The organism is Halopelagius fulvigenes (assembly GCF_042662625.1).
Classification (GTDB): domain Archaea; phylum Halobacteriota; class Halobacteria; order Halobacteriales; family Haloferacaceae; genus Halopelagius; species Halopelagius fulvigenes.
Genome location: NZ_JBHSXH010000015.1, coordinates 1,722,159 through 1,733,112 on the forward strand (window position 1 = coordinate 1,722,159; position 10,954 = coordinate 1,733,112).

Here is a 10,954-nt window from a genome sequence, read left to right on the forward strand (position 1 = left end):
GAGGGGTCACTCGGGGTCGGTTCGCGGCGTCTCCTCGGGCGAGTCGCCCGCCGCGGGCGGTTCGTCCTCCGCGGATGGTTCCTTTTCCGTGACGGACTCGCTCTCTGCGGCGGATTCGTCCCCCTCGGCGGACTCACCCTCCGCTTCGGGTTCCGTCTCCGCTACCGCCCCCTCGTTCAGTTCCTCCGAGAGGAGCGTCGCCGACTCGACGACGAGTCCGACGACGAGGGGGCCGGCGACGATACCGATGGGGCCGAGGGTGAGCAGACCGCCGAAGAACCCGACGAAGTAGAGGCTGCCGGGGATGTCCGCCGTCCGGCGCGCGAGGCGCGGGCGGATGAGAACGTCGGGAAGCCAGCCGATGACGAACCCGCCGCCGAGGACGACGAGGAGGGCTTGGACCGTCTGGCCGACGGCGAGGTGGTACGCGCCGAGGCCCGCCAGCAGGAAACTCGGGCCGACGATGGGGACGAACTGGAGGACGGCGGCGGCGGTGGCGAGCGTCACGGCGTACTGGTAGCCGAGGAGGTAGAACACCGGAAGCGCGAGGACGAACGTTCCGGCGGCGGTGGCCGCCTGCAGGACGTAGATGGCGAGGAGCGTCTCGCGGGCGCGGCCGTTGAGCGACTGGGCCACGCCGCGGTACGACGGCGGGACGACGGCCAGCGCCGCGCTCCGAGCCTCCTCCTCGTAGAACAGCAGCGAGAACACGAGGAGCGTAAAGAGCGTCGCCTTCAGCAGGAGTACCGGCGCGGCGGCGGCGGACTGCCGTGCGACGGTCTGTAGCCACACCGAGACGAGCGTTATCAGTTGGTCGAGCGTCGCCTCGTAGACGAAGCCGAACAGTTCGACGTGGATTACCTCGGGGACGAGTTCGAACAGCGCCAACAGTTCGTCGAGTCGGAGGACGACGGCGACGGCCAACGGGGAGAGGACGGCGACGGTGGCGAGGAAGGCGAACGCCGTCGCCGCCGCACTCGCCCACCGCCGGGAGAGTCCCCGGGCGACGAGTCGGCGGCGAACCGGCGAGAGGAGGTACGCGACGGTGATAGCGAAGAAGACGGTCCCGACGACCTGCCAGAGGAGAACGCCCGCCACGACGGCGAAAAGCACGAACAGACCGCCCAAGACGTAGCGACGGTTTCGAGACACGACGGCAGATTAGCGAGGGAGCACAAAACCGTTCCCCTGACAGGTTCGCCGAGCGTCGCCGCCGCGAAACCCGAGGTCAAGGGTGTTAAATATCACTCGGTACAATTACTCGGTAATGAAACGACGAACCTTTCTCCGGGCGGCGGGCGTCGGCGGCGTCGCGGGACTCGCGGGATGCTCCGGCGGCGGCGGAGACGCCACGGAGACGACGGGCGGCGGCGGCGGATCCACCGGGACGACCGGAACGACGACAGGCACCGCGGGCGAGGGGGCGTCGGAGCTCGTCGTCGCGACGTACGGTGCGTTCGTGGACTCCCCGAGTACGAGTCCGGGCGCGTGGCTGAAAGAGACGTTCGAGTCCGAGAACGACGCGACGATACGCTACGAGACGCCGGACTCGGGCGTCAACCACTACATCGAGCGAGCGATGCGCGGCGAGGACATCGCGGCGGACGTGTACGTCGGCCTCGACGTGAACATGCTCATCCGCCTCGACGAGAAACTCGACAAACCGCTCTTTGCGTCCGCGGACGGCCTCTCCCGTCGCGACGACGTGAAGGAGTCGCTAGAGTTCGACCCGCAGGGCCGGGCCGTCCCGTACGACACCGGGTACATCTCGCTGGTGTACGACGAGACGCAGGAAGACGGCGGGTTCGCCGCGCCGAAGACGTTCGACGGCCTCCTGCGCGAGGAGTTCTCCGGCGACCTGTTGACGCAGAACCCCACCTCGAGTGCGACGGGGCAGGCGTTCCTCCTGCACACGGTGAAGGCGAAGGGCGAGGACGGCTACCTCGACTACTGGAAGCAGTTGAAGCGGAACGACGTGCGCGTCCTCGGCGACTGGGAGTCGTCGTACGCCGCCTACTCGAACGGCGAAGCGCCGATGGTCGTCTCCTACTCGACGGACCAAGTGTACGCCAACGAGTCGGGCGAGGACCTCTCGAAGCACCAGATTCGGTTCCTGAACGACCAGGGCTACGCGAACCCCGAGGGGATGGCGTTGTTCGACGGGACGGACCGCTCGGAACTGGCGCGCACGTTCATGGACTTCGTGCTCCGACCGGAGGTGCAGTCGGAGATCGCGGTGCGGAACGTCCAGTTCCCCGCGACGACCACCGCGGAACTGCCCGAGGAGTTCGCCAAGTACGCGAAGGAACCGCCCGAGGCGGTGACCTTTTCGTACGACCAACTGAAAGGCAACCTCAGTGAGTGGACGGACGCGTGGGCCCAACAGTTCGCGAGCAAGTGACGTGGGCCTCCTCGGCGCGGCGGTTCGGTGGGCCGAGCGACGCGCACTCGCCCTCGTAGCCGCCGCCACGGCGTTCGTCCTCCTCGTCGTCTTCTACTACCCGGTGGCGACGGTGTTCGCCGACGCCGTCCTCGTCGAGGGACGACTCTCGGCGGAACCCCTCCTCGAAATCCTCACCTCCGAGTTCTACCTGCGCGACATCATCTGGTTCACCGCCTATCAGGCGTTTCTCTCGACCGTCGCCGCCGTCGCCCTCGGCCTGCCGGGCGCGTGGATTCTCTCGCGCTTCGAGTTTCCCGGCCGCGAGACGCTCCGCTCTTTGACCATCCTCCCGTTCGTCATGCCCTCGATAATGGTCGCCATCGGCTTCGTGGCGACGTTCGGGCGGAACGGGACGCTCAACGGCTTCCTCGGACTCCTCAGACTCCCGCGGGTGAACCTGCTGTACACGCTCCCCGCGATACTCGTCGCGCACGCGTTCTACAACGCGCCCCTTGTCGCCCGCGTCGTCACGTCGGCGTGGGAGAGCGTGGACGCCTCCGCCGTCGAGACGGCGCGCAGTCTCGGCGCGTCGCCCTCGCGGGCGTTCCGCGACGTGGTTCTCCCGCAGTTGCTCCCGGCCGTCGCCGTGGGCGCGACGCTGACGTTCATCTTCACGTTCGCCTCCTTCCCCATCGTCCTCGCCCTCGGCGGGTTCCAACTGGCGACGGTGGAGGTGTTCATCTACTCGCAGGTGCGGAATCTGGAGTACGGCCGGGCGGCGTCGCTCGCGGCGATAGAGACGGCGATTTCGCTCGGCCTGACGTACGTCTACCTCCGGTACGAGGGGCGACAACGCGGGGCGGGACAGGGCGCGCGTCCGCTTCCGCGCCGACGCCTCCGACCGCCGAACCGGTCGCTCCGAGAACTCCTCCCCCGCGTCGGCGTCGCGGCGTACGCCGTCGTCGTCCTCGCGGTGTTTCTCGTCCCCGTCGCGTCGATGGTGTACGGGAGCGTCACCGGCCCGCAGGGCGGACTGACGCTGGACAACTACCTGTTTTTGCTCGAACGCCAGCGTACGGGGGCGTCGTTTCAGGTGCGGCCGCTCCCGGCCGTCCGCAACTCGCTCGTCTTCGGCGTCGCCACCCTCGCTGCCGCCCTGCCGATGGGCGTCGTGGTGGCGGTGCTGACGACGCGGCGGTTCCGCGGCCGGAAGGTGGTGGACGCCCTCGCGATGGCACCGCTCGCGGTGTCCGGCATCGTCGTCGGACTCGGACTGCTCCGCGGACTCGTCTTCGGCGTCGAGGCGTTCGGCACCGAGGTGCAGGTGACGGGCGCGGTGGCCATCGTCGCCGCCCACGCCGTCGTCGCGTACCCGTTCGTGACGCGCACCGTCGCGCCCCTCTTGGGGAACCTCGACCCCAGGCTCGTCGAGTCCGCGCGCAGTCTCGGCGCGTCGCGGGCGCGGGCCCTCCTCGACGTGGAACTTCCGCTGGTCGCTTCGGGCGTCGTCGCGGGCGCGGCGTTCGCCTTCGCCATCAGCGTCGGGGAGTTCGACTCCACGGTCATCCTCGCGGAGGGGTCCGCCAGTTACACGATGCCCGTCGCCGTCGAACGGTACCTCGGGCGGCGACTCGGCCCCGCGACGGCGATGGGGTGCATCCTGCTCCTCGTGACGAGCCTCAGTTTCGTCGTGATAGAGCGGTTCGGCGGGCGGTACCGCGGCGGAGGGGGACTGTAGATGCCGGAATCTCACGGAGACGGTGACTAAGATGCGACTCGAACTCGACGACGTGCGAAAGGAGTACGGCGCGACGACTGCGCTCTCGGACGTGAGCCTCGCTATCGAGGACGGCGAGTTCTTCACCCTCGTCGGCCCCTCGGGGTGCGGGAAGACGACGACGCTCCGCCTCGTGGCGGGCTTCGAGGAACCCACCGCGGGGTCGGTTCGATTCGACGGCCGGGAGATGCGCGGCGTGCCCCCGGAGGAACGCGGCGTCGGCGTCGTGTTCCAGAACTACGCGCTCTTCCCGCACATGACCGTCGGCGAGAACGTCGCCTACGGCCTCCGCTTCGCGGACGCGCCGAGGGGAGTCTCCGACGAGGAACGCGTCGCGGAGTTGCTGGAGTTGGTCGGCCTGCCTGAGTCGGCGGACAGAGACCCCACGGAACTCTCCGGCGGCCAACAGCAGCGAATCGCCCTCGCGCGTGCACTCGCGCCGGGGCCGAACCTCCTCCTCTTGGACGAACCGATGAGCGCCCTCGACGCCCAACTGCGCGAACGACTGCGCGCGACGGTCAAGGAGATACAGTCGGAACTCGAAATCACGACGCTGTACGTCACGCACGACCAGGAGGAGGCGTTGGCCGTCTCCGACCGAATCGCGGTGATGAACGGCGGCCGGGTCGAACAGGTCGGCGCGCCGCGGGCGGTGTACCGCCGGCCGCGGACTCGGTTCGTCGCGGAGTTCGTCGGCGACAACAACGTGTTCGTCGGACGGGCCGAAGAATCAACATCTCCACACGAAACGAAGGGGTCGGGCGTGGGTGCGGATGGCACGGCTGACGCGGCGGGCGAGTCCTCGGTTCTCGTCGCCGTCGGCGGACGGAGATTCCTCGTCCGGACCGACCGAGACGTCGAGGCGGGCGAGGCGGTGACGTTCTGCGTCCGCCCCGAACGGATGCGCGTCCTCGCAGGCAGGTCCGGCGACGCGGCGGACTCGGACGGGGGAACCGGCGCGCCGAGAGCCGAGACGGCGGACGGCGGCGGACCGATCAACCGACTCCGGGGGCGCGTCGCGGACGCGGAGTTCCTCGGCGAGACGACTCGCGTCCGGGTGGACTGCGACGGACACCGGATAACGCTCCGGACGGCGGACCCCCTCGACGGCGTCGTGGAAGTCGGGTTCAACGCGGCGGACGCCCGCGTCGTCGAAGCGGGTGAGTGAGGAGACGGCGGGCGTTCAGGGGGCGACGCCGACCGTGAGAAGCGTCCCGTACGTCCGGTAGCGTTCGACCATGTCCTCGCGGGACTCCCAGTCGTCGGTGGGGAACGCGTCCGCGGGCGGAATCTCTGTCTCCCGGTCCGGGACGTTGTCCTGTTCCGCGACGTGGAGGCCGGCGTCGCGGAACGCCTCGCGGTACTCCGCGGCGGACCACCGGGTCATCTCCACGGAGATGAACTCCTGCCACTCGCGGGAGTGGACGTTCTCCTCGTAGTAGTTCACGGCGCAGAAGAACGTGCCGCCGGGGCGGAGGACGCGGGCGACTTCTTCGAGGGTGTGGTGGGGGTCCGCGGCGTAGTAGAACGCCTCCATGCTCCAGACGTGGTCCACGCTGTCGTCGGCGAACGGGAGTTCGTCGAAATCGCCGACGAGGAATCCGACCGAACCGTCGTCGGTGTACGACTGCGCGTTCCGCGCCATCTCCGGCGACCCGTCGAGGCCGTACACCCGGCCCGCCCCCTTCGTCTCGCGGAGGGCGCGCCCGACGTACCCGCTTCCGCACCCCAAGTCGAGAACCACGTCGCCCTCCTCGACGGGCATCCGCGCGAGGGCGTGCTTCGCGGTGTGCCAGTGGCGGTCCTCCATCCCCTTGTCGCGGCCGTCGGCCGCCCACTCGTCGAACTCCTCTCGAACGCTCATACCGGAGGGAGGGGGCCGCCGCGACTAAATCTCCCGGATTCCGGCCGACGGCGTGGCGCGTCCTTTATCAGTCGTTACCCCAACACGCGGAACATGGGACGCGGACGCCGGTACGCACTCTCGGACTCGGCGCAACAGGTAGTCGGCGGCTTCCTCCTGGCCGGACCGTTCGTCGTGACGGAGGAGGTGTGGAGTCTCGCGCGCGAGATGTCCGGAGCGCAGGCCCTCCTGACGGTCGTCATCGTGTTCTCCGTCGGGTACGGTGCGCTGTACAAAGCCGACGACGGGAGGGACCCAGACAGGGAAGACGACGTGGGTGGGATTCCCGTCCGGTTCATCTCCCTCATCCTCGTCTCGTACCTCTCGGTGTTCCTCCTCGCCGTCTCGTTCAACGCGCCGGGGACGTTCCTGAGCGATTTGGCGAGCGACGGGGGACTCGTCGCACTCGGCGTCGCGTTGGAGTGGGACGTCATCTCGGTGACGCTGAAGGCGATCAGCATCGGGTCGGTGTTCAGCGTCATCGGCGCTGCGACGGCCGACACGCTGTTTTGAGCGAGCGACCGGCGAGGCGATTCGAGGGAAAAACGACACGGGAGCGTCGGAGACGGTCGATTTGTCGCACCCGCATAATTAAGTTCGCTCGCTCGCAGGCTTGCGTATGGATTACACCCTCGCCATCGAGAACACGCCGGAGACAATCTCCGGCGGGACGGGAATCCTACTCCTGCACCCGAGCATCGGCGAGACGGACCGCATCGACACGGACTTTCTGAAGACCGACACCGATCACTTCCTCGTCGTCTCCACGCGCACGACGGCGCGGGAGGTCGAACAGAAGCTCGAACACTACGACGTCGACGAGTCCCGCGCGGTCATCCTCGACACCCTGTCGGTCGAACGGGGGTACTCCCGGCGCGGGAGCGACAACGTCCACTACGTCTCCTCGCCCGACGACCTGGACGGCATCGTCACGCAGACGCGTCGGTTCCTCGAATCCCACGAGGGCAAGGTGCGCGTGAGCGTCGATTCGGTGACGGAGATGGCGTACTACGCCGACGTGGACCGGGCGCTCGACGCGACGGCCGAACTCCTCGAACTCCTCGAAGAACACGACGCCGTCGGCCTGTTCCACCTCTCGAACGAGGTGCACGACGAGGAGACGGTCGGACGGTTCCGCGAACTGTTCGACGGCGTCATCGAACTCTCCGTGGACGGAACGGTCACCGGCGACTTCTGAATCGACTCCGGTGGACCGACCGCGAGTCGACCCCGCGAAGAAGACGCGCTACTCCTCCGACGACGTCGACTCCGAGTCGTCCGCCGACCCCTCCGTCGCCGAACGCTCGTCGAGTCGTTCGAACGTCTTCCGCGCCCACCGAACGCCGTAGGACGCGCCGTACTCCACGTACGCCTGCGTGTCGAGGGCCGCGAAGGGCGCGGGCAGCTCGCGGCCGTGTTTGACGGCCGAACACGCGAACTCCGTGGCGTCGGCGAAGGACGTCCGCCCGCGCGCGACTTCCCGCGGCAGGTTCGTCAGTCGCCCCTCCAGTCGCGCCCCCGCGTCGGTCCACGCGTCGTGCAGTCGGGGGTGTGCGTCGGCCCACGACTCGAACGTCGGGCGCGTCTGCAGGCCCAACCACGCCTCGTAGAGGGCCGTCGCTATCTGGTACACCTCGTTCGGCGGGAGGGGAACCGCTTCGTCGAGTTCGCGGTACTGCTCCCCGAAGAACGGCAGAAAGTGTTCGGGTGCCCCCGTCCCGAGTTGGACGAACGCCTCCGCCAGGAGGAAATCAAGGAACTCCTCGGGCGTCCCCTCGGCGCGCGCCTTCGCGAACACCGCCGGCGGGACGGTCTGTCGCGTCCAGACGACGGTGCCGTCGCCCGGCATGCCGATGGTGAAGTCGGTGTCCGCGTAGCGAACGAGCAGTTGCGGCGAGTCGTCGGGAAGCCACGCGGTGGGGTACGTCGCCGGGTCCAGAGAGTCGGCTAACAGGCCGAGGTCCTCCGCCGCGGCGGGCGGTATCGTCTCGAAGTCCGCCGCCACGTCGAGGACGAGGCTGTCGGGTGCGTGCTCGTCTCGGACGGCGGCGACGTCGTCGGGGAGTTCGCGCGTCTCGAACATCTGTTCGGTGTACGGGTTCGAGACCCTTCAGCCGAACGCGATGACTGCGATGAGCGCGATGGAGAGGACGGCCGAGACGCCGACGGTTCCGAGGACGAGTTTGGTCGCCTTACTCATGGTATCACCCATTTCGCCGCGGTGCTTAAAGCCTTCAATATCGACGGAACGCGCCGGAATCACAACCCCGCCGTTTCATCTCGACCGCGGTCCGCCGAACGTCGGCGGGACGAGTTAGAGAGAAGTGAGAGCGGATCGGCGAGAGAGAGCGAGTCGGCGAGAAGAGGGAGCGACCGGCCGCCGGTTCACTCGTCGGGTTCGCCGTCCCACGAGTCGGGGACTTCGATGACGTAGCGTCCGTCCTCGCGGAGCGAGATGATGTACTCGGTGCGGTCGTACAGTTCCATCAGGTTCAGTTCGTACTCGCCGGGCGCGACGATTTTGATGCTCTCGAACTGGCTGTTCAGTTCCTCCCGCAGTTCGTCGAGTTCCGGTCGCTCGTCGCTCTGCGGTTCGATGACGGTGCCGTCGGCGTCGGTCGGCGGCCCGTCCGCCTCCTCGACCGCCGCGCGGTCGGCCGCCGCGGCTATCTCGTCCGGGGAGACGACCGCGCTTCTGGCACTCGCCTGCGCGGAGTCCTCCCGGTCCGATTCGGGTTCGCCGCGCGCGGGCGCGTCCTCCGGCGTCTTCGGACGCCCCTGCTCCTGCGCCTGCGGACTCCGTTCGGCGGGGGTCCGCGGCGAATCGCCCGCCTCGGGCGACTCGGACTCGGACTTGGCGCTCGAAGCCGAGGCGGAGGCCGAAGCCGACTCCTCTTCCTGCGATGGATCGGTGCCGCGGGAGTTCACCCAGTCGCGGACCGACTTCCCCGCGCGGTTCGCGCGGCCCGAGAGGCCGCCTCCGCCCTCCGCCGCGTCGGGCGAGGCGTCGCGGGTCGCTTCGTCCGGCGCGTTCGACGCCGGTCGGTCGTCGTCCTCGACGTCGGCGGCGCGTTCGGCGGTGCGCGCCCACGTCGGAGACTTCGCGTCCTCGGACTGCGTCCGACGACCCGCCGACGTCTCCGAGGCGGAGCCGCCGGTTTCGGGTCCGGCCGACTGCGAATCGGTCGAAGCGGTGTCGCTTCGGCGAGTCGAGTCGGCGTCGGACTGCGCCCGGTCGGCCGCCGGACTTCGTTCGGCGTCGGTCGGTGTCGAGGTGGAACTCGGGGAGGAACGGTCCGTCCCCTCGGTTCGCGTCGAGGACGCCGCACCGTCGGTGGACCCCGCGCTGCCGGACGGACGGAACTGGAACTTGTTCCCGCCGCAGTTGGGGCACCCCGAGAGCATCTCCTTTGAGCCGTCGGGGAACACCTTACCGCAGTTCGTACATTGGTGGGGCATCTGTGTGGTCGGTGAGTGTGTGTGAGTGGTGTGCCGGTCTCTCGCTCCGCGTTCGCGCGCGCGACGGGCGTCCGTCGGTCGCCCGGTTCGAGTCGTCTCGAACGCGGGGGCGCGTGTCGCGTGCGTGCGCGCGTTCGGTCAGCGTCGGGAGACGAGCGCGCTGATGAGGTTCTCGTCTTTGTGAAGCGTCTCTATCTGGTTCGCCGGTCCGATGACGGTGAGCTTCTTCGTCTCTTCGGACCCCATCAGCCGGCCGAGGAACCCTTGGCTCCCCGCCTTCGACTGCGGATACGTCTCTATCTCGATACCGTTGAACTCGTCGGGGCTGATCTCCCTCATCGTCACCTCGATGAGTTTCGACTCCTCGTCCGGCGACAGTCCCTCTTCGAGGATGACGATGTTGCCGTCGCGGACGCCGTCGAGGATGAGCCTGATCTTCTCCATGCTGGTCAGGTCCTCCATGCGGGCGCCGCTTATGAGGTCGATTTGAACTCCGTCCGTGTTGCCGGGTGTGACTTCAGGCATGATACTCACCCGAAGTACTCCGCTATCTTGTCGTACACTTCGTCCATATTGTTTCCTTCCAGCGCCGAGAGCGGAACGGTCTCATGTTGTGGGAACGCGTTCGCGATGCGCTGGACGTTCGAGTCGTCGAGGTCGGTCTTGTTCGCGAAGATGAGCACCGGCAGGTCCTGACTCTCGATGATCCCGATGAGCATCGTGTTCACTTGCGTGAACGGGTCTTCCGTGCTGTCGAGGACGTAGACGACGCCGTCGACGTCTTCGCGCAGCCAGTGCATCGCCTCGGCGACACCCTCTGTCGCCTCTCGGGAGCGACGCACGGCGTCGTCCTTCTCCATGTCGTGGTCGAGGAACTCCTTGTAGTCCACCTTCGTGGTGACGCCCGGAGTGTCGACGATGTCGATTGTGACTTTCTTGCCGTTACGCTCGATTTCCACGTTCTCCTTCCGGCGCGCGCGGCGCGTCTCGTGAGGGATGTGGCTCTCGGGCCCGATGGCATCACCGGTCCAGTCGCGTGCAATACGGTTCGCAAGGGTCGTTTTTCCGGCGTTCGGCGGTCCGTAAATGCCGATCCGTCTCGGCTCTGCGTCCGAGAACATCCGGTCGACGACCCGTGAGATACTGTCTCTTAAATCTGTGAGCAGACCCATCCTAGCCTCCCGCACCTCCCGACTCCGTCGTGGAGGGGCGTATGGAGGTACCACATTTCCGGGCCCACTTAAACACTACGTCAGACGACAGTCATTTTCACACCTCATTTATCCGAATTGAAATAGGTTTAACACGCCGTTAGGCCCCCGTACTCAACCGTTCGGCGCGAAGCGGTATCGTTCGCCGTCCGACCGGTCACCCCGTCGCGGCCGCATCGAAGAACGGCGCCCGCGCGAACCGAACTCCTTCGGTACCTTCG

At 67.7% G+C, this 10,954-nt stretch carries 12 protein-coding genes; 5 read left to right on the forward strand and 7 right to left on the reverse strand.

Annotation, left to right across the window (positions count from 1 at the left end):
- Window positions 1-6 precede the first annotated feature (6 nt).
- Window positions 7-1,152, reverse strand: a complete 1,146-nt coding sequence (locus ACFQEV_RS19155; RefSeq protein WP_379699511.1) for an AI-2E family transporter — start codon at window positions 1,150-1,152, stop codon at window positions 7-9.
- A 115-nt stretch (window positions 1,153-1,267) separates the two neighbouring features.
- Between ACFQEV_RS19155 and ACFQEV_RS19160 the strand changes: the two genes are divergently transcribed.
- Genes ACFQEV_RS19160 through ACFQEV_RS19170 form a run of 3 tightly spaced genes read left to right on the forward strand, consistent with a single transcriptional unit; the run spans window position 1,268 to window position 5,328 of the window.
- Entirely contained in the window at window positions 1,268-2,401 is a 1,134-nt protein-coding gene (locus ACFQEV_RS19160) for a thiamine ABC transporter substrate-binding protein (RefSeq protein WP_379699514.1), read from the forward strand.
- Between the two features lies 1 nt (window position 2,402).
- Window positions 2,403-4,121 carry an ABC transporter permease gene (locus ACFQEV_RS19165; protein ID WP_379699517.1) on the forward strand — a complete coding sequence of 573 codons (1,719 nt, stop codon included), beginning with the start codon at window positions 2,403-2,405 and terminating at the stop codon, window positions 4,119-4,121.
- Between the two features lie 31 nt (window positions 4,122-4,152).
- Window positions 4,153-5,328, forward strand: coding sequence for an ABC transporter ATP-binding protein (locus tag ACFQEV_RS19170; RefSeq protein WP_379699519.1), 1,176 nt, complete (start codon window positions 4,153-4,155; stop codon window positions 5,326-5,328).
- A gap of 15 nt (window positions 5,329-5,343) precedes the next feature.
- Here the strand turns inward: ACFQEV_RS19170 and ACFQEV_RS19175 are convergent, their stop codons facing one another.
- A complete protein-coding gene (locus ACFQEV_RS19175; protein ID WP_379699521.1) occupies window positions 5,344-6,024 on the reverse strand; it encodes a class I SAM-dependent methyltransferase in 681 nt (226 codons plus the stop codon).
- Between the two features lie 93 nt (window positions 6,025-6,117).
- Here ACFQEV_RS19175 and ACFQEV_RS19180 point away from each other — a divergent pair, with 93 nt between their 5' ends.
- A complete protein-coding gene (locus tag ACFQEV_RS19180) occupies window positions 6,118-6,576 on the forward strand; it encodes a DUF2391 domain-containing protein (RefSeq protein ID WP_379699524.1) in 459 nt (152 codons plus the stop codon).
- A 106-nt stretch (window positions 6,577-6,682) separates the two neighbouring features.
- Complete coding sequence (locus ACFQEV_RS19185; protein WP_379699526.1) at window positions 6,683-7,261, forward strand: DUF7090 family protein; 579 nt, start codon at window positions 6,683-6,685, stop codon at window positions 7,259-7,261.
- Window positions 7,262-7,309: 48 nt separating this feature from the next.
- Here the strand turns inward: ACFQEV_RS19185 and ACFQEV_RS19190 are convergent, their stop codons facing one another.
- The 5 genes from ACFQEV_RS19190 to ACFQEV_RS19205 all read right to left on the reverse strand — a co-directional run bounded on the left by ACFQEV_RS19190 (window position 7,310) and on the right by ACFQEV_RS19205 (window position 10,694).
- On the reverse strand, window positions 7,310-8,146 hold the full coding sequence (locus ACFQEV_RS19190) for a DUF7089 family protein (RefSeq protein ID WP_379699528.1): 837 nt from the start codon (window positions 8,144-8,146) through the stop codon (window positions 7,310-7,312).
- Window positions 8,147-8,173: 27 nt separating this feature from the next.
- Window positions 8,174-8,263: a hypothetical protein gene (locus ACFQEV_RS19950; protein ID WP_449404959.1), complete on the reverse strand. Its 90-nt coding sequence runs from the start codon at window positions 8,261-8,263 to the stop codon at window positions 8,174-8,176.
- Between the two features lie 185 nt (window positions 8,264-8,448).
- Window positions 8,449-9,522: an OapC/ArvC family zinc-ribbon domain-containing protein gene (locus ACFQEV_RS19195; protein WP_379699531.1), complete on the reverse strand. Its 1,074-nt coding sequence runs from the start codon at window positions 9,520-9,522 to the stop codon at window positions 8,449-8,451.
- A 138-nt stretch (window positions 9,523-9,660) separates the two neighbouring features.
- Complete coding sequence (locus ACFQEV_RS19200) at window positions 9,661-10,047, reverse strand: DUF2073 domain-containing protein (protein WP_379699533.1); 387 nt, start codon at window positions 10,045-10,047, stop codon at window positions 9,661-9,663.
- Window positions 10,048-10,052: 5 nt separating this feature from the next.
- On the reverse strand, window positions 10,053-10,694 hold the full coding sequence (locus ACFQEV_RS19205; RefSeq protein WP_379699536.1) for an Era-like GTP-binding protein: 642 nt from the start codon (window positions 10,692-10,694) through the stop codon (window positions 10,053-10,055).
- Between the last annotated feature and the right edge of the window lie 260 nt (window positions 10,695-10,954).